Consider the following 23,468-nt stretch of genomic DNA (forward strand, 5'->3'; position numbering starts at 1 on the left):
ATTTACAACGCGGGCGCGTTAATCGCCCTCCAGAAGGTGTTGGACCTCTCCTAGGGACAGCGATGAGCCTGGAGCCATGCCGCAAGCCCCCGCCGACTCCCCTGACATATCCGCCACGGCTCCTGCCGCCACGGACCAGGGCCCCCGCCGCAACCCGTACGCCCGTCTCTTCGCCCTCCCCGGAGCCACCGCCTTCACCGTCGGCAACCTCATCGCACGGCTGCCCATGGGCATGTTCAGCGTGAGCGCGGTGACGATGATCGCCGGGTCCCGCGGTTCGTACGCGCTCGCGGGCGCCGTCACCGCCACCGGGCTCGCGGCGACCGCCGTCGTGGCGCCCTGGACGGCGCGGCTCGTCGACCGCCACGGGCAGGCGCGCGTGGCCGTGCCCGCCACCGCGTTCGCCGTGCTCGGCTCGCTCTCGCTGCTGCTGTGCGTGCGGTACGGGGCCCCCGCGTGGACCCTGTTCGCCTCGTACGCCGCCACGGCCACGGTCCCGAACACCGGCGGCATGTCACGCGCCCGCTGGGCCCACCTCCTGAAGGGCGACGCGCGCGCCGTGCACACCGCCAACTCCTTCGAGCAGGCGGCGGACGAGCTGTGCTTCATGCTCGGCCCGGTGCTCGCGGCGTTCCTGTGCGGGGCGCTCTTCCCTGAGGCGGGCACCCTCGTGGCCGCCGTGCTGCTGCTCACCGGCGTGCTGCTGTTCGCCGCCCAGCGCGCGACGGAACCGCCGCCCCACGGGCGTACGGACACCGCCGCGAGGACGGGCTCGCCCCTCCGCGCGCGGGGGATGCCCGCGCTGCTCGTCGTCTTCCTGGCCACCGGCGCGGTCTTCGGGGCCATGGAGGTCGTCACCATCGCCTACGCCGACGAGCGGGGCCACAAGGCGGCCGCGGGTGCCGTCCTCGCCCTCCAGGCGGCGGGTTCGTGCGCCGCGGGCCTCGTCTTCGGCGCCGTACGGCCGCGCGGCCCGCTGCACCGCCGCAGACTGCTGTGCGCGGCGGCGATGGCGTCCCTGATGTGCCTGCCGCTGCTCGCGGCGGCCGCCACCGGCTCGCTCGTCGTCCTCGCGGGGGCCCTGCTGTGCGCCGGGATGGCCACCGCGCCGACGATGGTGACCGGCATGACGCTCGTGCAACGGCTCACCCCCGAGGGGCGGGCGAACGAGGGCATGACCCTCGCCGTGACCGGCCTCCTCGGGGGCATCGCCTGCGGCGCGGCGACGAGCGGCTGGACCGTGGAGCACCTGGGCGCCACCACGGGTTACGCCGTGCCCGTGGCCGCCGCGTGCTGCGCGCTGCTCCTGACGGTGCTCGGCGGCGACCCCACGCGGGGCGCCGGCCGCGCCGTCAGCACCGGGCGGGCTTGACCCACGAGCACTCGACGTCGCCGCCGCCCCGCCCGCCCGGGCCGGAGCCGTCCCGCTGCGAGCGCGGCTTCACCAGGACCGCCTTGTCCGCGGTGGACTTGGCGAGCGTGACGACGATCGCGTCCTCCACGGGCTTCACCGACGAGGCCAGGTGGTTGTTGAGGACGATGCTGAAGACCAGCTCGCGCCCGCCCGCGTCGGTCACGTACCCGGAGAGGGCGGACGCGCCGGTCAGCGTGCCCGTCTTCGCGCGCACGTTACGGGCGGCGGGCGTCCCGCACATGCGGGTGCGCAGAGTGCCGCCGACGAACTTGTCCGGCTCGCAGGCCACCGGCAGGGACCGGTACCAGTCGGCGAACCACGGCTCGCCCTTCGCCGAGCGCAGCAGCGTGATGAGCTGCGCGGCGGGGATGTTGTCCTTGCGCGAGAGGCCGGAGCCGTCGACCTGGCGCAGCCTGCCCGGGTCGACGCCCGCCGTCTTCAGATAGCCGCTGATCGCCGCGATCCCGTCGGCCCAGCTGCCGGGCCGCCCGGTCGCCCTGTGCCCCATGGCCTTCGTCAGGTGCTCGGCGTGCATGTTGTTGGACAGCTTCATGAACGGGATCAGCAGCTCTTTGAGCGGCATGGAGGCGTGCGAGGCCAGTGCGCGCGCGTCCTTCGGGGTCGCGCGCCCCGCCCTGGTGGGCCCGCTGACCTTCACCCCGTGGTCGGTGAGCGCGTCCCGGAAGACGGCGGCGGCGTACCGGGTGGGCTCCCACACGGTCACCCACTCCTTGACGGCCGCGGCCCCGGCCGGGACGGAGCCGGTGACGGTGATGCTGTTCCCGCCGTGCTGCCGCTCGACGGCCAGGCTGTTGCCGCTGCCCGCGGCGCCCGTGGTGGCCCGCAGATCGATGTCCACGTAGTCGGTCTTCGGGGTGAGGGACACGCGCGGCTTGTCCCCGGGGCGGGCGCCGGGCGTCACCTCGACGACGACGGTCCCGGTGTCGTAGTCCGTGTCGGGGGCGAGGCTGAGCGCCGAGATCTGGGCCGCGTAGTACGACGACTCGTCGTCGGCGCCCCAGGTGTCGCCGACGCGCCGGTCGTCGAACCGGGTGTCGTCGGCGACGAGCCGTCCCGAGACCCGCCTGACGCCGGCCGCGGCGACCTTCGCGGCCAGCGCGTCGTAGTCCTTGGCGAGGGTCGTCGGGTCGCCGGTGCCGCGCAGATACAGGTCCCCCTTGAGCACGGGCCCGTGCCGCTCGCCTGCGGCGAGGACGTCGGTGGTGAACCGGTGGTCGGGGCCGAGGAGCTCCAGGGCGGCGGCCGAGGTGAGCATCTTGGTGTTGGACGCGGGCATGAGCCGCCCGGTCGGCCGGTGCTGGTAGAGGACGTCACCGCTCTTGGCGTCGGCGACCACGACACTGGCGACGCCGCCTTCCATACGGGGGTCGCCGAGGATGGTGTCGATGGCTTCGGGGAGCCCGCTGCGCTCGGCGTCGGCCCCGGCCGGGGCGCCGAGGGACAGCGAGGCGGCGGCGACGCCGAGGACGGCGGGCCAGATCCAGTGGCGCATACGGATGTTGACGCGACTCACGGGTCTACTCATGACCCTGGAGGATCCCGGATGACGGCCCCTCGCAACAGTAGGCCGCGCCACGACCTGGGCCATGGGGGTGCGGGTGGCGGAGCCCCCGCCGCGCGCGGCGAAGGCCCGGCGGTCGGGTGACCTCCGGGCCTTCGTCTCACATGGGAATCGTGGAGATGGCGGGAATCGAACCCGCGTCCAACGGTGCGGAATCAGGGCTTCTCCGTGTGCAGTCCACTGCGATTTTCTCAGCCCCGGAGATCACGTGGACAAGTCTCCGACGGGCTCAGTCACTGTTTGATTTCCTCCTGGACCCCGTGACCGGGTCCAGAAGTTTAGTTCCCTAGCTGATGCCAGGATCCGGGTCGGGAACAGCCCCGGGCTGACACTTCACAAAGTCGCTACTTAGGCAGCGAGGGTGAAGGAATCGCGCTTGGTGTTGGCGATTATTGGTTGCGACATATGGTTAACGAGATCATTGCCGCTTCCTCGACACGCTTCCCCTGCTTCGACATCCGCTGTCGAAACCGATCATCCCCATGTTGATTTTTCAAACCCCCTTTTCGAGCCCTCCGAAGAGGGCCCTCCGAGGAGGGGCCGCCCCGTCACCGGCGGGGCAAGAACCATCGTACGTGACCAACGCCGTCGCGTGCCAGCGTATTCCCCGCCATGGGGGACCTAGGCGATGCCCTGGCGCCGCCGGGCCGCGGAGATCGCGCGGTTCGTCTCGCGCAGGTCCTGCTTCTCGCGGAGCGTCTGCCGCTTGTCGTACTCCTTCTTGCCCTTGGCGAGCGCGATCTCGACCTTGACGCGGCTGTCCTTGAAGTACAGCGCGAGCGGCACGAGCGTGTGCCCCGTCTCCTGAGACTTCGCCTCCAGCTTGTCGATCTCCGCGCGGTGCAGCAGCAGCTTGCGCTTGCGCTTGGCGGAGTGGTTGGTCCACGTGCCCTGGACGTACTCCGGGATGTGGATGTTGTGCAGCCAGGCCTCGTGGCCGTCGATCTGCACGAAGCCGTCCACCAGGGAGGCCCTGCCGAGCCTGAGGGACTTGACCTCGGTGCCCATCAGGACCACACCGCACTCGTACGTGTCCAGGATGGTGTAGTCGTGCCGCGCCTTCTTGTTCTGCGCGATCATCTTGGGGCGGGCGGCCTTGCTCTCCGCCTTCGCCGCCTTGCGCTTTACCTTTTCCTTCGCCATAGTGCGGCCATTTTCGCACTAGGAGGGGGGTCCGAGGCCAGTCAATACTGTCTCGGCCCGCTCCTGGGCACCGCCGTCGACCTCCAGGTCCGGGCTGATGCCCCGGCCGTCGACCGCCCGCCCCGAAGGGGTGCGGTAGTGCCCGACGGTCAGCTCGGCGACGGAGCCGTCGGGCAGGCGGCTCGGCATCTGCACCGAGCCCTTGCCGAAGGTCCTGGAGCCCACGACGACCGCGCGCCCGCGGTCCTGGAGGGCCCCGGTGAGCAGCTCGGCCGCGCTCATCGTGCCGCCGTCGACGAGCGCGACCACGGGTCTGGCGGCGTCGCCGCCGGGCCGCGCGTGCAGCGCGCGCTGTCGGCCTCGGACGTCGTACGTCGCCACCAGGCCCCCGTCCAGGAGCGCCGAGGCGGCGGTGACGGCCTCGGTGACCAGGCCGCCCGCGTTGCCCCGCAGGTCGAGCAGGACGCCCGCGCCCCGGGGGGCCTGCCGCACCGCGTCGCGCACGGCCGCGCCGGAGCCCTTGGTGAAGGCGTCCACCTTGATCTTCACGGCGCCGCCGGTCAGCCGGGTCACGCGTACCGAGTCCGTCGACAGGCGCTCGCGGCGCAGCGTCGTCCGCCACGCGCGCGTGCCGCGCTCCAGGCCGAGCGCGACCGGGGTGCCCTCGCGGGCGCCGCGCAGCAGGGACACGACCTCGGTCACCGGGCGCCCCCTGACCTCGCGGCCGTCGACGGTGGTGAGCCGGTCGCCCTGGCGGATGCCCGCGCGGGCGGCGGGGCCGTCGCCGCGCACCTTCGACACCTCGATGCGGCCGTCGGCCGTGCGCCGGGCCCACAGGCCGACCCCGGTGTAGACGCCGTCGAGGGCCTGCTCGAACTCCTTGTACTCGCCCTGGGAGTACACCGAGGCCCAGCGGTCGCCGCTGCGGCTGACGGCGTCCTCGGCGGCTTCGGCGGCCTCCGTGCCGGACTTGCCGTCGGCCATGGCCTCGGCGGCGGCGTCCGCCGCGTCCTCGGCGGGATCGGCGGGGTCGCGGCCCCGGTCCTCGTCGTCCCGGTCGCGGTCGCGCGAGGCGGCGACGGAACGGGCGGGAGGCGCCGTGGAGTTCCGGCCTTCCGGGGCGTCCTCGCTCCAGGAGCCGGTGGCCGCGCCGGTGGCCAGGACGCTCGCGAACACCAATGTCAGGGCCGCCCCGCGGCGGACGCGGCGGGGCGAGGCGAGCCAATCGGGGCCTGACATGTCGGTGAGTCTAGGACAACGAGGGGCGCCGTACGGTCCGTTGACCGTACGGCGCCCGAGGCACTCCTCACATCAGCGGCACCCCGCGCCGCCCGGTCGCTCACACCTTCAGGTACTTGCGCAGCGCGAGGAACGCGGCAAGGGCCGGCATGAGCAGCCCGATGACGAGGACCAGCGGGAGGACCGCGAAGACGGAGTCCCAGCCGATGAAGTTGATCAGCGTGAGCTTCTCGGACAGCTCCAGGCCGTGGTCGATGATGAAGTACCGCCCGAGCAGCAGGAACCCGCAGGCGAGGCCGCCGCCGATGAGCCCGGAGACGGCGGCCTCCAGGATGAACGGCATCTGGATGTAGAGGCTGGACGCGCCCACCAGGCGCATGATCCCGGTTTCACGACGACGGCTGAACGCCGAGACCCGCACCGTGTTGACGATCAGCATCAGGGCGACGACCAGCATCAGGGCCATCACCGCGAGCGCGGCCTTGTTCATGCCGTTGAGCAGCTCGAAGAGGTTGTCCAGGACGCCCTTCTGGTCCTCCACCGACTGCACGCCGTCACGCCCGGAGAAGGCGGTCGCCACCACCTGGTACTTCTCCGGGTCCTTCAGCTTGATGCGGTACGACTCCTGCATCTGGTCCGGGGTCAGGGAGCTGGACAGCGGGGAGTCGCCGAACTGCTCCTTGTAGTGCTTGTACGCCTCGTCGGCCGTCTCGTGCTGGACGGTGTCCACGACCGACATCTTCTTGAGGTCGGTGAGGATCCGGTCCTTCTGCTCGTTCGTGACGGCGCCCTTGGCGCACTTGGGGTCCTGCTCGGCGTCCGCCTTGTTGCACAGGAAGATCGAGACGTTGACCTTGTCGTACCAGTAGCCCTTCATCGTGCTCACCTGGTCGCGCATGAGCAGCGAGCCGCCGAACAGGGCGAGCGAGAGGGCGACGGAGACGACGACGGCGAACGTCATCGTGAGGTTGCGGCGGAGACCGACGCCGATCTCCGACAGGACGAACTGGGCGCGCATGGCGGCCTTTCGGTGGATCAGGTGGAACAGGTGGTTCCGGCAGGCGGGACGTCAGGGCCGGCACAGGAACAGGAGGGGGCCGGCCGCCGACGGGGCGGTCGTCGTATCAGTGCTGGTAGCCGTAGACGCCGCGGGACTGGTCGCGGACGAGGCGGCCCTTCTCCAGCTCGATGACCCGCTTGCGCATCTGGTCCACGATCTGCTGGTCGTGGGTGGCCATCACGACGGTGGTGCCGGTCCGGTTGATGCGGTCGAGCAGCTTCATGATGCCGACGGAGGTCTGCGGGTCGAGGTTGCCCGTCGGCTCGTCGGCGATCAGGAGCTTCGGCCGGTTGACGAAGGCGCGGGCGATGGCCACGCGCTGCTGCTCACCACCGGACAGCTCGCCGGGCATCCGGTCCTCCTTGCCGCCGAGCCCGACGAGGTCGAGCACCTGGGGCACGGACTTGCGGATCTCGCCGCGCGATTTGCCGATGACCTCCTGGGCGAAGGCCACGTTCTCGGCGACGGTCTTGTTCGGCAGGAGCCGGAAGTCCTGGAAGACGGTGCCCAGCTGGCGGCGCATGTGCGGCACCTTCCAGTTGGAGAGCCGGGCCAGGTCCTTGCCCAGGACGTGCACCTGGCCGTGGCTGGTGCGCTCCTCGCGGAGGATCAGCCGCAGGAAGGTGGACTTTCCGGAGCCGGATGACCCCACCAGGAAGACGAACTCGCCCTTTTCGATCTCCAGCGACACATCGCGGAGCGCCGGGCGGTTCTGCTTCGGATAGGCCTTGGAGACGTTGTCGAATCGGATCACGGGTGCACCACGGGTAGCCGGGGGTAGGTGAGCGTGACCCTACGCGAATGCGGTACGCGAGCGCAGTCGGCGTCCTGAGTTGCGCGATTTGTCGCGGATCCCGGGAGGAACGGATCGGCCGGAAACCGGCGCAGGACGGCGGGCCGCGCCGAAATCCGCGGAAGCTGGCACAGTGGTAGGGGGAACGGTTGAGGTTCCCAGAGCGTTGGGCAGGCTGAGACTGTGCGGGAGGAGAAGCACATGACCTTTGACAGGTTGGTGTGCGCGAACTGCGCGGCGCCTGTGAGCGAGGGCCGCTGCCCCGTGTGCCGGGCCAACCGGGAGCGCATGCAGCAGGAGGGCCCCTTCGGCGGCCTCAGCCCCGCGACCCTGATAGGGCTGCTCGTCGTCCTGATCGCGGCGGTGGCGCTGCTCGCGCACCAGACCGCGTGACCCCCGGGCGGGCCGTGCCCGCCTCCGGCAGTGCGTGCGGAAAGGCCCGGAGCCGTGTGGCTCCGGGCCTTTCCACGGTTCGTCCACCCGGGAGGGTTACGCGGCCGCCCCGCGGTTGCCGACCAGGCGCGGCAGGAGGCGGAAGCCGATGCCGCCCGCGATCATCGTCGCGGCACCGATGACCAGGAAGGTCGTCTCGGTGGCGCCGGTCTCGGCCAGCTCGCCGTCGTCCTTGCCCTGGCCCGTGTCGGCCACCTGGTCGACCTGCTGCGGCGAGGTGCCGGTGTCGGTCAGGCTGTCCTTGCCCTGGCCCTGCTCGACGGGCTTGTCGCCGCCGCCCGCGGGGTCGGCGCCGTTGCCGCCGCCGCCCGTGCCGCCGTCGCCCGGGTCGCCCGGGTCGCTGGTGGGCTTGGGCGGGTTCGTCGGCTCGGTGGGCTTCGGCGGCTTGGTGGGCTCCGGCGGCCTCGTCGGCTGGGTCGGCTCCGGCGGCCGGGTCGGCTGGGTGGGCTCCGGCGGCTCCGTCGGCTCGGTCGGCTCCCCGGTCGGCTCCGGCGGGTTGGAGGGCTCCGGCGGGTCGTCGTCGTCACCCGGGAGGTCCACGTCGACGCCCACGCCGTTCTCGTCGGCGGAGGCGCTCGCGCCCGAGCCGCCCAGGTCGACGCCCACGTCCAGGGCCGAGGCGGCACCGGCGGCGGTGAGCGACGCACCGGCGGCGATCACCGCGCCGGCGGCTATCCGCGCGATGCGGATCCGCGTCTTCTTGGTCATCAGGCTGCTACCCCCAGTAGCTGAAAACGTCAGTGAGGCAGCGCCCGGGGCCCCGGTCACGGGGCGGCTCGTGATCGGCCCCCCGGATCACACGCGCCCCAGAGATGCGCATGCCGCCCGCTAGCCTTCCACCTTTCTGAGCACCGTCAAGGACGTTGCGCGCGCGATGCCCGTTATGCGCTCAGTTGCCCATCGAGCGGACATGCGACTGTGACGTAAAGGACGCGAGAAGCCCACAACTGGCCCGCGAAACAAGGCAACCGCGACCCTGTGGGCCGCGGTTACCGGAAATCTCGCACAGCGCCCGACGACCCCGACGGGAAACCGTCGTGTCGACAAAGCGCCGAAATTACTTCTCCTGCTGCTTGCGCCAGCGAATTCCGGCCTCCAGGAAGCCGTCGATCTCGCCGTTGAACACCGCTTCCGGGTTACCGACCTCGTGCTCCGTGCGCAGGTCCTTCACCATCTGGTACGGGTGCAGGACGTACGAACGCATCTGGTTGCCCCAGGAGTTTCCGCCGTCGCCCTTGAGGGCGTTCATCTTCTCCTGCTCCTCCTGGCGGCGGCGCTCGAGGAGCTTCGCCTGGAGGACGTTCATCGCGGTCGCCTTGTTCTGGATCTGCGAGCGCTCGTTCTGACAGGAGACGACGATGCCGGTGGGGAGGTGGGTCAGGCGGACCGCGGAGTCCGTCGTGTTGACGCCCTGGCCGCCGGGGCCCGACGAGCGGTACACGTCGACGCGCAGCTCGCTCTCGTCGATCTCGATGTGGTCCGTCTGCTCGACCACGGGCAGGATCTCCACGCCCGCGAAGGACGTCTGCCGACGGCCCTGGTTGTCGAACGGCGAGATGCGCACCAGGCGGTGCGTGCCCTGCTCCACGGAGAGCGTGCCGTAGGCGTACGGAGCCTGGACGGCGAAGGTGGTCGACTTGATGCCGGCCTCTTCCGCGTACGACGTCTCGTACAGCTCCGTCTTGTAGCCGTGGCGCTCCGCCCAGCGCAGGTACATGCGCTGGAGCTTCTCCGCGAAGTCGGAGGCGTCGACGCCGCCGGCCTCCGCGCGGATGGTGACGAGGGCCTCACGGGCGTCGTACTCACCGGACAGGAGGGTGCGGACCTCCATCTCGTCGAGGGCCTTCTTGACGGCCGTCAGCTCCGTCTCGGCCTCCGCGCGGGTGTCCGGGTCGTCCTCCTCCTCGGCCATCTCGAAGAGCACGCCCAGGTCGTCGATGCGCCCGCGCAGGGTCTCCGCCTTGCGCACCTCCGCCTGGAGGTGGCTCAGCTTGCTGGTGATCTTCTGCGCCTCTTCGGGGTCGTCCCAGAGGGACGGCGCGGCCGCCTGCTCCTCGAGCACGGCGATGTCTGCCCTCAGCTTGTCGAGGTCCAGGACGGCCTCGATCGACTCCATGGTCGAGGAGAGGGACTTGAGCTCTTCGGATACGTCGACGACTGCCACGACACCAGCGTAACGGCTGCGGCCACGGTCCCTCCCCCCGTGGTCCCTGGCCTACCTCGGCGCGAAGTCGGCGTGGGTCCATGAGACCGGGCCGCACGGGAAACTGAGAAGCCTCTGGATAGAGCGTTCGTTCTAGTCAACTGGAAGGTGGGGCGACGCGGCGGCCGCCGGGTCGGGGGGCGGCGGCGCGGAGGGCGAGTGGACCGTGGGGCGCCCGGCCCGGCCCCGCGCCCCCGACGGCCCGCTCCCTCGCGCGGCGGAGGCTCCGGGGCCCCGAGGGCTAGGGGACCGGGGGTGCCGAGTTCTTGGGGGTGGGGGGCGGGGGGTCGTCCGTGGTGGCGTACCAGGCGCCTGCGCCTATCGCGGCGGCCAGTGCCGCCCCCGCCGCCCCGATGGCGATGCGGCGGCGGCGCGTGGTGGAGCGGTGGCGGGCCGAGCCGGGGCGGGCCGTGCCGGTCTCGCGGGGGACGCGGGCGGTGCCCAGGGCGCCTCCGGCCAGTTCCTCGGGGCCGGGGACGCGCATGGAGGTGTGGGTGTCGCGGTTGGCGTCGGCGGGGGTGGCCCCGGGGACCAGGGGGACGGCGCCGCGCCGCGGGGGGCGCGGGCGGGGCTCCTGCGGGGCCTCGTCGCGCGCGTCCGCGCCCTGCGGCTCCGCGTCGGGCTCGTCGACGTCCAGGGGCGGGATTCCCGCGAGCAGGGGGAGCTGTTCGCGCAGGCGGGCGGCCAGCTCGGAGGCGCGCAGCCGGGACGCGGGCGCCTTGGCCAGGCACTGGACCATGAGCTGCCACAGCTCTTCGGGGATGCCGGGCAGGGGGACGACGGTCTCGGTGACGTGGCGGCGCAGGACCGCGCCGGGGTGGCCGCCGCCGAAGGGGGTGAAGCCCGCGAGGAGTTCGTAGAGGACGGTGGCGAGGGCGTAGATGTCGACGGCCGCGCGCGGGGGCAGGCCCTCGATGATCTCGGGTGCCAGATAGTCCGGCGTACCGATGATCTTCGTGGCGCGGGTCCGGCGCGGGGTGTCGATGAGTTTGGCGACGCCGAAGTCCGTCAGGAGGGCCGGGTGGGAGCCGCCGGGGCCGAGGGGGCCCTGCATGTCCAGGAGGACGTTCTCGGGCTTGACGTCGCGGTGGACGATTCCGGCGGCGTGCGCGGCGGCCAGGGCGTCGGCGACGTCCGCGACGATGGCGACGGCGGCCTCGGGGGCGAGGCGGCGCTCGCGCTCCAGGCGGGTACGCAGGTCCGTGCCGCGGACGAGGTCCATGACGAGCGCGAGGTCGTTGCCGTCGACGACCAGGTCGTGGACGCCCACCACGCGCGCGTGGTCGAGGCTGAGCAGGGCCGTGCGCTCCTGGACGAAGCGGCCGACCAGCTCCTGGTCGGAGGCCAGGTCCTCGCGCAACAGCTTGATGGCGACGGGCCCCTCGGGGCCCTCGCCGAGCCACACCGTGCCGGCGCTGCCACGGCCCAGGATCTGATGGGCGGTGTACCGGCTGCCGATCTTGCGTGCCAAGACTGCTCCTACGGATGTGTGTTGGCGTCAAAAGTACGCGTCCGTGACGCCAACCTTCACTCCGGGAACGGAAATCACCCCTCAGATGTCGACAAATCCCCTGGGTCGTGAGGGTCTTGCCGCACCCCGGCCCGGGCCGGGGCCCGGGCGTGTCCTCATCCGTTGATCTTCGAACTCCACTCCGAGACCTTGTTCCACACGTCCTGGAGCTGGTCCCAGTACCCCTTAGTCGTGCCGATCCAGTCCTGGAGCGGGCTCAGCTCCCAGACCAGCCAGCTCGCGACGAACAGGATGACGAGGACGACCAGGCAGCCCTTGAGGCAGCCGAGGCCCGGGATCTTCGTCGGGTTCGCGCTGCGCTGGCGGCGCTGGCGGGGCGGCTCGGGCTGGGGCGGCTGCGGCTGCTGGGGTGCGGGCGCGGGGGGCGCGTAGGGCTGCGGCTGCTGGGGCGCGTAGGGCTGGGGCTGGTGCTGCGGCGCGTACTGCTGCTGGGGCGGGTACGGCTGCGGCTGGTGCTGGGGGGCGTACGGCTGCGGCTGCGGAGGTCGCTGCTGGGGCCGGGCGACCTGGCGCTGCGGGCGGCGGCGCAGGGGGTCCTGGCTGGGGTCCAGGTACTGCACCTGCGTCTGGTCGTTGCGGTCGCGGGCGGCCCGCATCTGGCTCTGCCAGGGGTGCGGGTCGTCCGGGCCCTGGCCGGGGCCCACCGGGGGCATGACGGCCGTCGGGTCGGCGTGCGGGCCGCCGGTGTGCGGCATGACGCTGGTGGGCGCGGCCGGGTCGAAGGCGCCGGGGCCCGAGGTGTTCGGCAGGACCTGGGTGGGGTCGGCCGCGCCGGGGGTGTCCGGCACCGGCGCGGGCGCCGGGTCGGGCGCGAGCAGGGCGGCGACGCCCTCGGCGGCGGCGATCTGCGCGGCGGAGGCGTGCACGCCGATGCCGTCGGCGACGGTGCGCAGGGCGCGCGCCAGGTTCTCGGCGCTGGGGCGGCGGTCCGGGTCCTTGCTCAAGCAGCGCTCGATGACCGTCCACAGGGGGTCGGGCACGGTGGAGGGGCGGCGCGGCTCGGCGCTCAGGTGCTGGTGCAGGACTTCGAGCGCGGAGCCGCCGGCGAACGGCGGGCGGCCGGTGACCAGCTCGTACAGCAGGATGCCGGCCCCGTAGATGTCGACCGCGCTGGTCTGCGGGCGGCCCTCCGCGGACTCCGGCGCGACGTACGCGGGCGTGCCGACGAACTCCTGGGTGCGGGTGAGGCCCGGGGAGTCGGCGAGGCGGGCGATGCCGAAGTCCGTGAGCATCGGGTGCATGCCGTTGGCGTCCTGCTTGACCAGGACGTTCGCGGGCTTCAGGTCGCGGTGGACGACGCCGTCGGCGTGGCTCGCGGCCAGGGCGTCGGCGATCTGCGCGGTGAGCAGGGCGGCGGCGGCCGGGGTGAAGGGGCCGTTCTCACGCAGGTACTTGTGCAGGTCCGGGCCCTCGACCAGGTCCATGACCAGGGCGAGGAGGTCGCCCTCGACGACGAGGTCGCGGGTGCGGACGATGTTCGGGTGCGTGAGGCGGAGCAGGACGGAGCGCTCCCTGAGGAAGCGCATCACGACGTCCGCGTCGTTCGCGAGTTCCTCCTTGAGGACCTTGATCGCGACGGTCTCGCCGGGCTGGCCGGGGACGGCCGCCTCGGCACCCGCGGTCTCCCGCTGGCGGGCTCGCCAGACGGTGCCCGTGGCGCCGCGCCCGAGCGGCTCCTCGAGCAGGTACTTGCTGCCTACCGGCCGCACGTCATGCGCTCCCTGCTGGATCGGTGTGGATCTGTGGTCCTCAGGCTCCCGGTGACCCGGGGATCCCGGTCGGCCCTCGCCGCGATGGGCGTTCCGACCCACTGTAGTGCCGCCGGACGGGGCACCGGACGACGATCTTGCCAGTGGCCGCCGCCCGTGCGGACCTTTGTTCGCAGGGAAGACGCGCTACCAGGGCCGTTGGTTGCCGACGGCCCCGGACGGGCGTCCGAAAGGGGCTCGGGGCGGGGTTCCGGTAGGGGTTCGGCAGGGGGTCGCGCCGGGGTTTTCGTGGACGCGGGGTGACGATTTTCCTTCTGGCCCGCTTCCCGCACTTTTCCGGGCACGTTTCCGTACAGAGGCGACCAATCAAGATCACTTACGGGTGGGGGGCGGGCGTGTTGTCGGTGGCAGGTGCGAGGATGCTTCCGTACTGGCCGACGTGCCCGTGTGCGGTGGGGGGAATCACAGCGCGAGTCCCCGTGCCGGGCGCCCAGCGCAGAAGGGACCGCTGACGGCATGCAGATCCGGCTGACCGTCCTCGGGCCGCGTGGCGGCCAGACCGCCGAGCCGGGGGGACGCCCCGCGGCGGCCTGTGACGTGCTGGTCACCGCGCCCGCCGGGACCGCGCTCGCCGCCGTCGCCTCCGGCCTCGCCGCCGCCGTCGCCGCGGGCGAGGGCCCCGCCGTCCTCTACGCGGAGTCGGAGCGTCTTGACCTCCAGCGCTGCACGCTCGGCGAGCCCCCGCTGGTGGACGGCGCGGTGCTGTGCGTGGGCACCCCCGCGGAGCCGGGCCCCGAGCCGGCGGACGCCGCCGCCCAGCTGCATGTCGTCGCCGGTCCGGACGCGGGCGGGGTGCACCTGCTGCACGGCGGCCAGATCCGCGTCGGCCGCTCGGCGCAGGCCGATGTGCCCCTGGACGACCCGGACGTGTCCCGGCTGCACTGCGCGGTCACGCTCGACCCGGACGGCCGGGTCACGGTCACGGACCTCGGCTCGACGAACGGCACGGAGGTGGACGGCCGCGTGCTCACCGACCGCCCGGTGCGGCTCACCTCCGGCTCGCTCCTGCGCATCGGCGAGTCGGTGCTCCGGCTGACCACGGGCAGCGGCATGGGCGGCGTGCTGGACACCGCGGCGGACGGCGAGGGACACGTGCGCGTGCGGGTCGCCGCACAAGGAGCTGTATCGGGATCCGGGCAAGGAGTTGTACGGGGATCCGGGCGAGGAGAGGAAGAAGGAGCGGGCTTCGGCGGCGCGCGGACCACGGCCGGCACGGGCGTCGTGGGGGGCATGAGGGGCATGAGGGGCACGGACGGCGCCTGGGGCGCCAGGGCCTCGGCGGGCGCCGCGGAAGGCTCCGGGGCGCCGGGGACGCCCGGCCACCCCGCCGCACCGGGTACGCACGCCGCCCCCGCCCGGCCCGCGTCCGCGGGAGACGGCGCGACGCAGCACGCGTACGGCACGGCCGAGTGGGGCGCCTCCGGGGGCGGCGGAGGCGCGGAGCCCCCCGTGGTGCCCCGGCAGGGCGGAGCGCCCGAGGCCGAGCGGCATCACAACGGCACCCCCGCGCGCGGGACGCCCCTGCCGCGCGGTCCGCGCAAGCGCGGCGGCCTGTCCGCGTGGGCGCGCCGCCTGACCGGAGGGCGCGGCGAGGAGACGGCGCGCGAGCACAGCGCGTACGACGAGGTGTACGACGGCCCGGAGGGACCGGGGGCGTACGAGGAGTGGGGCGAGGGCGCCCCGCTCCCGGAGCCCGTGCCCGAGGTGTGGCCCGACGCGGCGGCGCTGCTCCTGACGGCGCTCGGGCCGGGGACGCGGCTGTGGGAGCGCGGGCCCGGGCACCCGGAGGCGCTCGCGGTGCGCCTCGGCACGGTCGACCGGGCGGCGCCCGGCCAGAGCGCGCTGCTGCCCGCCGTGCCGGTGACGGTGAGCCTCCGGGAGGCGGGGGCGCTCGGGATCGCCGGGCCGCGCGAGCGGCTCGCGGGCCTCGCCCGTTCGGTGCTCGCGCAGCTGGCCGCGCTGCACTCCCCCACGGACCTGGAGATCGTGCTGATCAGCACGGACCGCGCGCGCACGCCGGGCGAGCGCGCCGAGGAGTGGGCCTGGCTCGGCTGGCTGCCGCATCTGCGGCCCGCGCACGGCCAGGACTGCCGACTGCTGCTCGCGTACGACCGCGAGCAGGCGGCGGCGCGCACGGCCGAGCTGCTGCGCCGCCTGGACGAGCCGCTGGAAGAGCCCCGGGGCGAGCCCCTGGACGAGCCCTTGGACGAGCCGGACGCCCCAGAGGCGGGCCCCGGCGGAGAGCGGGCGGTAGAGACGGCGGCGGCGCCCGGGCCGCGCACGGTCGTGGTCGTCGACGGCGACCCCGGTTCGGCCACGCTGCGGGAGGCCGCCGTGCGCCTCGCGCGGGACGGCGGCAAGGCCGGGATCCACGTGGTGTGCCTGGCCGAGACGGCCGCGGCCTCGCCCGCGTCGCCGGTGACGGAGACGTACGAGGCGGCGTGCTCGGTGTCGCCCGCCTTCCGGGCCTGCGGTGCGGTCGCGCTGCTCAGCGGTGACGTGGCGACGGCCCTGCGGGTGCTGCGCACGGCGGACGGGCAGCCCGCGGGGCACGGCACGGTCGCCGTCGTGGACGCCGTGTCGGCGGCGTGGGCGCAGCGCTTCGCGCGGGCGCTCGCCCCGCTGCGGCCCGACGGCACGGGCGGCGGGCACGCGCGCGTGGCGGTGCCGCTGCCGCAGTCCGCGCGGCTCCTGGACGAGTTGGGGCTCGCCCGGGCCACGCCCGCCTCGCTGATGGCGCGCTGGGCGGCGGCGGGGGACGACACGGGCGCCCTGGGCGGGCGGGCCTGGGCGGTGCTCGGCGCGGGGCCGCGCGGGCCCGTCGTGGTGGACCTCGCGGCGGACGGGCCGCACCTGCTGGTGGCGGGTCCGCCCGGCAGCGGGCGCACGGAGCTGCTGCGGTCCGTCGCCGCGTCCCTCGCCGCGGCCGAGCGGCCCGACCGGCTCGGCGTCGTCCTCGTCGACGGCGGGGTCGACGGGCGGGACGGCGGCGGGGCGGGTGGCACCGGCACGGGCGAGCGGCCCGGCGAAGGGCTCCGGGCCTGTACGGACCTGCCCCACGTCGGCACCCACCTCGCCGCCAACGACCCCGTACGGATGCGGGAGTTCGCGCAGTCCCTCACCGCGGAGCTGAAGCGGCGGGCCGAGCTGCTCGGGCGGCAGGGTTTCGCCGAGTGGCACACGGGGCGGGCGGTGGCCGGGCGGATCGTGGCGCCTCGGGGGGCGGTGGACGCCGAGGCGTCGGGGGCCGGGGACATCGAGGCGCCGAGCAGCTCCACGCTGCGGCTGCGGCCGCCCGGGGCCGCGGCGCGGCCCGAGCCGGGGCCGCCGCTCGCGCGGCTCGTCGTGGTCGTCGACGACTACGACTCCTTGCTCGCGCCCGCGCTCGGGTCGCCGGGGCGGCCCGCCGCCGGGTCCGTCGTCCGGGCGCTCGACGCGGTGGCGCGGGACGGGGAGCGGCTCGGGGTGCATCTGGTGGCCGCCGTGCGCGACGCCGAGCGCGTGGCCGGCACGGAGGTGGGCCGGCGGGCCGGGCTCCGGGTCACGCTGGACGCGCCCGGGGGCGGGGCGGAGGACGCGGCGCCCGGGCGGGGTGTGCTGCGGGGGCCGGACGGACGGGTGACCGCGTTCCAGGCGGGGCGGGTCACGGGGCGCATCCCTCGGACGGCGACGCTGCGGCCCACCGTGGTCCCCCTGGAGTGGGACCGCATGGGGGATCCCCCCACCCGCCGCCCCGTCCGCGAACTGGGCAACGGACCGACGGACCTGGCCCTCCTGGCCAGCGCCCTGGACCGGGCGGCCCGCGAGGTCTCGGCGGACCAGGTGCCGTCCCTGCTGTGAGGCCGCGCCGCGGTGCGGGCCACAGCGGGCAGGTGAGGGTGAGGGACCGTCACAACGGCATCACGATCGGCGACTTGACAGCGTAGGCCGTCTTGCCGCCCCACCTCCCCAGGCGTAGACAGGCCGGAACGGGACTGTCAGGGGAAGAGAACGGGGCAGCGATGCGCAGCACTCTTCGTACACGGACGACCGGCAGGGTGGTCGCCGCCACGGCGGTGGGCGCCCTCGCCCTTGGCCTCACCGCATGCGGCGGTGACGACGACAAGGACGACGAGGGGAACGGCAAGGGCGGCAAGGGCGGCAAGGAAGACACGGCGGCCACCGTTCAACTGCCGAAGCTGGACGGGCAGAAGCTGTCGGTCTCGGCTGTGTGGGGCGGCGCGGAGCGCAAGGTGTTCCTCGAGGTCCTCGACGAGTTCGAGGAGCGGACGGGCGCCGATGTGTCGTTCGTGCCCGCGCAGGAGCCGATCATCAGCTTCCTCGCGTCGAAGGTGGCGGGCGGCGAGCCCCCGGACGTGGCGATGCTGCCGCAGGTCGGCGCGGTGAAGCAGGCCGTGGAGAAGAAGTGGGCCAAGCCGCTCGGCGCGGCGGCGCAGAAGGAGCTGGACGAGAACTACGCGCAGGGCTGGAAGGACCTCGGGGCCATCGGCGGCAAGCAGTACGGCGTGTACTTCAAGGCGGCCAACAAGTCGTTGGTCTGGTACAACACCAAGGTCTTCGAGAACGCGGGCGTCGAAGAGCCCAAGACCTGGGACGAGTTCATGAAGACCGCCCAGACGGTGTACGACTCCGGGGTCGCGCCGGTGTCCGTGGGCGGGGCGGAGGCCTGGACGCTCACCGACTGGTTCGAGAACGTCTATCTCTCGCAGGCGGGCCCCGAGAAGTACGACCAGCTCGCCCAGCACAAGATCAAGTGGACGGATCCCTCGGTCAAGAAGGCGCTGACGACACTCGGCGGGCTCTTCGGGAAGAAGGGGTTCATCGCCGGGGGCGCGGACGGCGCGCTCCAGACGGAGTTCCCGGCCTCGGTGAAGCAGACCTTCGTCGGCGGCGAGCAGCCCAAGGCGGGCATGGTCTTCGAGGGCGACATGGTGTCGCTCTCGATCTCCGAGACGAAGGCGAAGGTGGGCACGGACGCGAAGGCGTTCCCGTTCCCCGCGGTCGGGAAGGAGTCCCCCGCGGTGGTCGGCGGTGACGCCGCGGTCGCGCTGAAGGACGGCAAGGGCGCGCAGGCGCTGCTCACCTTCCTGGCGTCGCCGGACGCGGCGAGGATCTGGGCGGAGGCGGGCGGCTTCGTGTCGCCGAACAAGAACCTGGACGTGGCCGCGTACCCGAACGACGTGCAGCGCGGTATCGCCAAGGCGCTCATCGCGGCGGGCGACGACATCCGCTTCGACATGTCCGACCAGGCGCCCCCGGCCTTCGGCGGCACGCCCGGCAAGGGCGAGTGGAAGGCGCTCCAGGACTTCCTGAAGAACCCGGATGACGTCGCGGGCACCCAGCGGACGCTGGAGGACGCGGCGGCCAAGGCGTACCCGAAGAGCTGACGGGGCGATGACGACTCCGGACGCCGGGGGCACCGCCGCGGTGCCCCCGGCAAGGCCAACGGCGCGTACGTCCACGACCGGCCCGCGCGGCGCCGGTCCCCGCAGGAGCGTGACCGGGACCCGCAAGGCGGTGGCGGCCTTGTTCCTGCTGCCCGCCCTGGTGCTGCTCGGCGCGCTCGTGCTGTACCCGATCGGGTTCTCCGTCCTGCGCAGCTTCTTCGACCAGGGCGGCGACTTCGCGGGCGTCGACAACTACGAGACGATGTTCGAGGACGACGGGATCCGCACCGCCGTCAAGAACACGGCGATCTGGGTGGTGCTGGCGCCCGCCGTGGCGACCGCGCTCGGCCTGATCTTCGCCGTGCTCACCGAACGGGTGCGCTGGGGCACGGCGTTCAAGATCGTGATCTTTATGCCGATGGCGATCTCGATGCTGGCGGCGGGGATCATCTTCCGGCTCGTGTACGAGGCGAACCCCGACCGCGGGGTGGCCAACGCCGTGTGGGTGGGCGTGCACGACACGTTCGCCGAGTCGTCGCACTTCCCCAGCGGGCACCTCGCCGCGAGGTCCCCGATGAAGGAGGCGGGCGGCGGGGCCTTCGTCACGCGCGCCCCCGTACGCGCCGGGCAGCCGGTGGCGCTGCCGCTGACCGGCGTGCCGCCCGACCGGATGCCCGACAGCGCCGCGTCCGCGAAGCCCGCCGAGGCCGACCCCGGCAAGGTCACCGGCACGGCCTGGCAGGACTTCACCCGCGGCAAGGGCCGCGGCGAGGTCAACGCCCCGGACGCCGCCGAGCTGGGTTACCCGGGCATCAAGATCGAGGCGGTCAAGGACGGCGAGGTGGTGGCGTCCACGAAGGCGGCGGACGACGGCACGTTCGCCCTGCCCGAGGAGGCGGACGGGGCGCTGCTGCGCTACCCCGCGTCGAACTTCCGCGAGCCGTACGACGGCGTGAACTGGCTCGGCCCCTCGCTCATCACACCCGCCGTCATCGGCAGCTACGTGTGGATGTGGGCCGGGTTCGCGATGGTGCTCATCGCGGCGGGCCTGGCGAGCGTGCCGCGCGAACTCCTGGAGGCGGCGCGCGTGGACGGCGCCAACGAGTGGCAGGTGTTCCGCCGGGTGACGGTGCCGCTGCTCGCGCCCGTCCTCGCGGTGGTCCTGGTGACGCTGATGATCAACGTGATGAAGATCTTCGACCTGGTCTTCGTGATCCCGCCGGGCTCCTCCAAGGACGAGGCGAACGTCCTCGCCGTCCAGCTCTACAACTCGGCCTTCGGGGACCAGAACGACGGTGTGGCGAGCGCGATCGCGGTGCTGCTCTTCCTCCTCGTGATCCCGGTGATGTGGTTCAACATGCGGCGGCTGCGGCGGGAGGCGAAGCGATGAGCACGCACACTCGGGCCGCCGCGGGGGCGGGGACGGGCCCGGTCAAGGCCAGGCAGTCGCTCGGCGGGCGGATCGCGGGGCTGCTCGGCGGCACCGCGGTACGGGTCTTCCTCGTCCTCATCGGCCTGTTCTGGCTGGTGCCCACGCTCGGCCTGCTGCTCGGCTCGCTGCGCACCAAGGAGGACATGAGCGAGACGGGCTGGTGGAAGGTCTTCGGCGCGCCGTCGCAGCTGACGTTCGAGAACTACTCCAGCCTCCTGAAGGACGAGACGATCACCGACTCGATCCTGACGAGCGTGACCATCACCGTCCCGGCGACGCTGCTGGTGGTGGTGATCGGCTCGCTCGCCGGGTACGCGTTCGCCTGGATGGAGTTCCCGGGCCGGGACTGGTGGTTCCTCGGCGTGGTGGGGCTGCTCGTGGTGCCGGTGCAGGTGGCGCTCGTCCCGGTGTCGGACCTCTTCGGCAAGGTGGGGATCTTCGAGACGACGACGGGCGTGGTGCTCTTCCACACCGCCTTCGGGCTGCCGTTCGCGATCTTCCTCCTGCGGAACTTCTTCGCGGAGATCCCCCGCGAGCTGCTCGAGGCGGCGCGTCTCGACGGCGCCGGTGAGCTACGGCTCTTCCTCCGCGTGGTGATGCCGCTCGGCGCGCCCGCGATCGCCTCGCTCGGCATCTTCCAGTTCCTGTGGGTGTGGAACGACATGCTGATCGCGCTGATCTTCGCGGACGCGGGCAGCCCGCCGATCACGGTGGCGCTCCAGCAGCAGGTGCGGTTCTTCGGAGACAACGTGCAGATCCTCGCGCCCGGGGCGTTCATCTCGATGGTGATCCCGCTGGCCGTGTTCTTCGCGTTCCAGCGGCAGTTCGTGTCCGGCGTGATGGCGGGAGCCGTGAAGTAGCGGCGGGCGCCGTCGCCGGTGGCGGGGCCGGCCGGCCGGGGCGGGCGCCGTCAAATGGGGACGCGTACGCGCCCGCGCGCCCGGCGGCACCGGGCCGATCAACTGCCTTACGCATAGCGCCACTTGAACGAAAGGGGACGGTCCGGCACCGGACCGTCCCCTTTCTGTCCGCTTGACGGGCGTCCCCCGATGGGGACACCCCGGCGTAACCAGATCACCTCACCGGGCGTTCCCGGGCAGAGTGCCCGCGCCGACCCATGGATGTGCCGTGCCCCGGTTCAGTGTCATCGTCCCCGCGTACCAGGTGCAGGCGTATCTGCACGAGTGCCTCACCTCCGTCCTGGAACAGGGCTTCGCGGACTGGGAGCTGATCGCGGTCGACGACCGCTCGCCGGACGGCTGCGGCGCGATCATCGACGAGTTCGCCGGGCGTGACGCCCGCGTCAAGGCCGTCCATCTGGAAGAGAACGTGGGCCTCGGCCGCGCCCGGAACGCGGGGCTGGAGCACGCCACCGGCGACTTCCTGCTCTTCCTCGACGCCGACGACAGCCTGGCGCCCGGCTCCCTCCAGGCCGTCGCCGACCGGCTCAAGGAGACCGGTGAGCCCGACGTCCTGGTCTACGACTACGAGCGGACGTACTGGACGGGCGAGCGGGTCCGCAACCAGCTCGCGCACCTCCTCCACGAGGACGGCCCGGCCCCCTTCGAACTGGCCGACAGGAGCGGCCTGCTGCGGCTGCTCATGGTCGCCTGGAACAAGGCGTACCGCCGCGAGTTCGTCGAGCGGACCGGCCTCACCTTCCCGCCCGGCACCTACGAGGACGCGCCGTGGACGTACCCGCTGATGATGTCGGCGAAGTCCATCGCGACGCTCGACCGGGTGTGCGTCCGCTACCGGCAGCGGCGGCGCGGCGGGATCCTCGGCACGGCGGGCCGCGCGCACTTCGACGTCTTCGACCAGTACGAGCGGGTGTTCGCCTTCCTCGATACGCGGCCCCAGCTGCCGGAGGCGTGGCGGGCCCTGGTCTTCCGGCGCATGGTCGACCATCTCCTGGCCATCTACTCCAGGCCGGAGCGGCTCCCGCGCGCATCACGGCCCGAGTTCCTGCGCCGGGCGCGTGCCCACTACCGCCGCTTCCACGTCCCCGGCTCCCGGCCGCGCGCGGGCGCACGGCTGCGGCACGCCCTGGTGCGGCTCGGCTCGCACCGCGCGTACCAGGTCCTGCGGGCGGTGCGCAGGAGCGGCGCGACGGCCGCGCGGGTCTTTGCCGGGGTGCTGGGGCGCGCCCGTGAGGCCCTGTTGCGGCTGCACTACCGGATCCAGCTGCGGCGTCCGGTGCGGGCGGACCTCGCGGTGTTCACGGCGGGCGACGGGCGGGGGTACAGCGGTGACCCCGGCGCCCTGGAGGCCGCGTTCCGCGAGCTTGTGCCGCACGTGCGCACCGCGTGGCTCGCGGCGCCCGCGCACCACCACACGGTGCCGGCCGCGACCCGCAGGCTCACGCCCGGCACGGCCGCGGCCTGGACGGCCCTCGCGCGCGCCGCGTACCTGGTGAGCGACGCGGGCTTCGACCGCCGCGCGGTCAAGCGCCCCGGTCAGCTCGTCGTGCGGGCCCACCGGGGCACGCCCCTGCGGCACGAGGGCGCCGACCTCCTGGAGCGTCCGGCGGCGGCGTGCGGCACGGACGTCGAGGCGCGGCTGCGCGACGCCGACACCTGGGACTACGTCCTGTCCGCCAACCGCCACGCGACCCTCGCGGGTGAGCGGGCGTACCCGGCGACGTACACGACGCTGGAGTACGGCTGTCCGCGCAACGACCGCTATCAGCGGGCCACGGCGGCCGAGGTGGCGCGGATCCGCGAGAGCCTCGGCGTGCGGCCGGGGACGACGGCGATCCTGTACGCGCCGGAGTACCGCGACTACCGGCGCACCCAGCGGCTCGGCGTCGACCTGGAGCGGCTCCTGCGCCGCCTCGGTCCGCGCTTCACGGTCCTGGTGCACGCCCCGCACGTGGACGCGCAGCCGCTGCCGGGTGACCTCGCCGGGCGGTGGGCCGACGTGTCCGGCGAGCCGGACGCGGGGCGCCTGTGCCTGGCGGCGGACGCCCTGGTCACGGACTACTCGTCGCTGATGTTCGACTACGCGAACCTGGACCGGCCGATCGTCCTGCACGCCGACGACTGGGAGGCGTACGAGGCGGCCCGCGGCACCTACTTCGACGTGCGCGCCTTCCCGCCGGGCGCGGTGGCGCGCGGCGAGGACGAGCTGGCCGACATCTTCGCGTCCGGGCACTGGCGCGGCTCGCGCTCGGCCCAGCTGCGGCGGGCCTTCAGGGAGCGGTTCTGCCCCTACGACGACGGGAGCGCCGCGGAGCGTGCCGTGCGCCGGGTGGTGTTCGGGGCGAAGACTCCCCTGCCTCCGGTCGTGCCGCTCACGGAGCGGCACCCCGCGCCGGCGGCGGGGCCCGAGGGCACCCGTGTGCCCGGGGCCGAGGACGCCGGGGTCGCGCAGAGCGCCACGCTCCTGCCGGGCCGGGGGCGGTAGCCGGGGGGCGTGGGCCCACAGCGGGTGACCGCAGCGCGGCGCTGCGGGTGCTGCGGG

16 protein-coding genes and 1 other RNA gene are annotated in these 23,468 nt (G+C 73.3%); 7 read left to right on the plus strand and 10 right to left on the minus strand.

Features of this window, described 5'->3' with window-relative positions; translation table 11 throughout:
• Window positions 1-76 precede the first annotated feature (76 nt).
• Window positions 77-1,372, plus strand: a complete 1,296-nt coding sequence (locus tag AC07GB_RS29430; RefSeq protein WP_478850664.1) for an MFS transporter — start codon at window positions 77-79, stop codon at window positions 1,370-1,372.
• On the opposite strand, the gene dacB is transcribed toward AC07GB_RS29430, so the two are convergent.
• The 6 genes from dacB to ftsE form a co-directional block, all read right to left on the minus strand.
• Window positions 1,353-2,960 (minus strand): D-alanyl-D-alanine carboxypeptidase/D-alanyl-D-alanine endopeptidase, encoded by a 1,608-nt coding sequence (gene dacB / locus AC07GB_RS29435; protein WP_478850666.1) that lies wholly within the window; start codon window positions 2,958-2,960, stop codon window positions 1,353-1,355. The two genes, AC07GB_RS29430 and dacB, sit on opposite strands and share 20 nt — an antisense overlap.
• A 147-nt stretch (window positions 2,961-3,107) precedes the next feature.
• Window positions 3,108-3,478, minus strand: a transfer-messenger RNA (tmRNA) gene (gene ssrA, locus AC07GB_RS29440).
• A 139-nt stretch (window positions 3,479-3,617) separates the two neighbouring features.
• The gene (smpB, locus tag AC07GB_RS29445) at window positions 3,618-4,139 is read right to left on the minus strand and encodes an SsrA-binding protein SmpB (protein ID WP_478850668.1); all 522 of its coding nucleotides are present in this window, start codon (window positions 4,137-4,139) and stop codon (window positions 3,618-3,620) included.
• An 18-nt stretch (window positions 4,140-4,157) separates the two neighbouring features.
• Complete coding sequence (locus AC07GB_RS29450; RefSeq protein ID WP_478850670.1) at window positions 4,158-5,378, minus strand: S41 family peptidase; 1,221 nt, start codon at window positions 5,376-5,378, stop codon at window positions 4,158-4,160.
• A 100-nt stretch (window positions 5,379-5,478) separates the two neighbouring features.
• The gene (gene ftsX / locus AC07GB_RS29455; protein ID WP_478850672.1) at window positions 5,479-6,396 is read right to left on the minus strand and encodes a permease-like cell division protein FtsX; all 918 of its coding nucleotides are present in this window, start codon (window positions 6,394-6,396) and stop codon (window positions 5,479-5,481) included.
• A gap of 106 nt (window positions 6,397-6,502) precedes the next feature.
• A complete protein-coding gene (gene ftsE, locus AC07GB_RS29460) occupies window positions 6,503-7,192 on the minus strand; it encodes a cell division ATP-binding protein FtsE (protein WP_016644946.1) in 690 nt (229 codons plus the stop codon).
• Window positions 7,193-7,432: 240 nt separating this feature from the next.
• Between ftsE and AC07GB_RS29465 the strand changes: the two genes are divergently transcribed.
• Entirely contained in the window at window positions 7,433-7,624 is a 192-nt protein-coding gene (locus tag AC07GB_RS29465) for a hypothetical protein (RefSeq protein ID WP_478850673.1), read from the plus strand.
• Window positions 7,625-7,720: 96 nt separating this feature from the next.
• Here the strand turns inward: AC07GB_RS29465 and AC07GB_RS29470 are convergent, their stop codons facing one another.
• From AC07GB_RS29470 to AC07GB_RS29485, 4 genes are all read right to left on the minus strand, one after another.
• The gene (locus AC07GB_RS29470; protein ID WP_478850674.1) at window positions 7,721-8,392 is read right to left on the minus strand and encodes a hypothetical protein; all 672 of its coding nucleotides are present in this window, start codon (window positions 8,390-8,392) and stop codon (window positions 7,721-7,723) included.
• 349 nt (window positions 8,393-8,741) lie between these two features.
• The gene (gene prfB / locus AC07GB_RS29475; RefSeq protein WP_478850675.1) at window positions 8,742-9,848 is read right to left on the minus strand and encodes a peptide chain release factor 2; all 1,107 of its coding nucleotides are present in this window, start codon (window positions 9,846-9,848) and stop codon (window positions 8,742-8,744) included.
• A gap of 280 nt (window positions 9,849-10,128) precedes the next feature.
• Window positions 10,129-11,358 (minus strand): serine/threonine-protein kinase, encoded by a 1,230-nt coding sequence (locus AC07GB_RS29480; RefSeq protein ID WP_478850677.1) that lies wholly within the window; start codon window positions 11,356-11,358, stop codon window positions 10,129-10,131.
• Window positions 11,359-11,513: 155 nt separating this feature from the next.
• Window positions 11,514-13,127 (minus strand): serine/threonine-protein kinase, encoded by a 1,614-nt coding sequence (locus AC07GB_RS29485; RefSeq protein ID WP_478850679.1) that lies wholly within the window; start codon window positions 13,125-13,127, stop codon window positions 11,514-11,516.
• A 516-nt stretch (window positions 13,128-13,643) separates the two neighbouring features.
• Between AC07GB_RS29485 and AC07GB_RS29490 the strand changes: the two genes are divergently transcribed.
• The 5 genes from AC07GB_RS29490 to AC07GB_RS29510 all read left to right on the plus strand — a co-directional run bounded on the left by AC07GB_RS29490 (window position 13,644) and on the right by AC07GB_RS29510 (window position 23,411).
• Window positions 13,644-17,027 (plus strand): FHA domain-containing protein, encoded by a 3,384-nt coding sequence (locus AC07GB_RS29490; RefSeq protein WP_478850681.1) that lies wholly within the window; start codon window positions 13,644-13,646, stop codon window positions 17,025-17,027.
• Window positions 17,028-17,188: 161 nt separating this feature from the next.
• Window positions 17,189-18,574: an ABC transporter substrate-binding protein gene (locus AC07GB_RS29495; protein ID WP_478850683.1), complete on the plus strand. Its 1,386-nt coding sequence runs from the start codon at window positions 17,189-17,191 to the stop codon at window positions 18,572-18,574.
• A gap of 109 nt (window positions 18,575-18,683) precedes the next feature.
• A complete protein-coding gene (locus AC07GB_RS29500) occupies window positions 18,684-19,964 on the plus strand; it encodes a carbohydrate ABC transporter permease (protein WP_478850685.1) in 1,281 nt (426 codons plus the stop codon).
• Window positions 19,961-20,866 carry a carbohydrate ABC transporter permease gene (locus tag AC07GB_RS29505; protein WP_478850687.1) on the plus strand — a complete coding sequence of 302 codons (906 nt, stop codon included), beginning with the start codon at window positions 19,961-19,963 and terminating at the stop codon, window positions 20,864-20,866. Before AC07GB_RS29500 ends, AC07GB_RS29505 begins: the two co-directional genes overlap by 4 nt.
• A gap of 268 nt (window positions 20,867-21,134) precedes the next feature.
• A complete protein-coding gene (locus tag AC07GB_RS29510; RefSeq protein WP_478850689.1) occupies window positions 21,135-23,411 on the plus strand; it encodes a bifunctional glycosyltransferase/CDP-glycerol:glycerophosphate glycerophosphotransferase in 2,277 nt (758 codons plus the stop codon).
• Window positions 23,412-23,468 lie beyond the last annotated feature (57 nt).

It is taken from the genome of Streptomyces sp. NPDC045778 (genome assembly GCF_056431945.1).

Bases quoted from the DNA above. Each gene is read 5' to 3' on its own strand.
- AC07GB_RS29430 (WP_478850664.1), top strand. From the start codon at position 77: ATGCCGCAAGCCCCCGCCGACTCCCCTGACATATCCGCCACGGCTCCT.
- dacB (WP_478850666.1), bottom strand. From the start codon at position 2,960: ATGAGTAGACCCGTGAGTCGCGTCAACATCCGTATGCGCCACTGGATC.
- smpB (WP_478850668.1), bottom strand. From the start codon at position 4,139: ATGGCGAAGGAAAAGGTAAAGCGCAAGGCGGCGAAGGCGGAGAGCAAG.
- AC07GB_RS29450 (WP_478850670.1), bottom strand. From the start codon at position 5,378: ATGTCAGGCCCCGATTGGCTCGCCTCGCCCCGCCGCGTCCGCCGCGGG.
- ftsX (WP_478850672.1), bottom strand. From the start codon at position 6,396: ATGCGCGCCCAGTTCGTCCTGTCGGAGATCGGCGTCGGTCTCCGCCGC.
- AC07GB_RS29465 (WP_478850673.1), top strand. From the start codon at position 7,433: ATGACCTTTGACAGGTTGGTGTGCGCGAACTGCGCGGCGCCTGTGAGC.
- AC07GB_RS29470 (WP_478850674.1), bottom strand. From the start codon at position 8,392: ATGACCAAGAAGACGCGGATCCGCATCGCGCGGATAGCCGCCGGCGCG.
- AC07GB_RS29490 (WP_478850681.1), top strand. From the start codon at position 13,644: ATGCAGATCCGGCTGACCGTCCTCGGGCCGCGTGGCGGCCAGACCGCC.
- AC07GB_RS29495 (WP_478850683.1), top strand. From the start codon at position 17,189: ATGCGCAGCACTCTTCGTACACGGACGACCGGCAGGGTGGTCGCCGCC.
- AC07GB_RS29505 (WP_478850687.1), top strand. From the start codon at position 19,961: ATGAGCACGCACACTCGGGCCGCCGCGGGGGCGGGGACGGGCCCGGTC.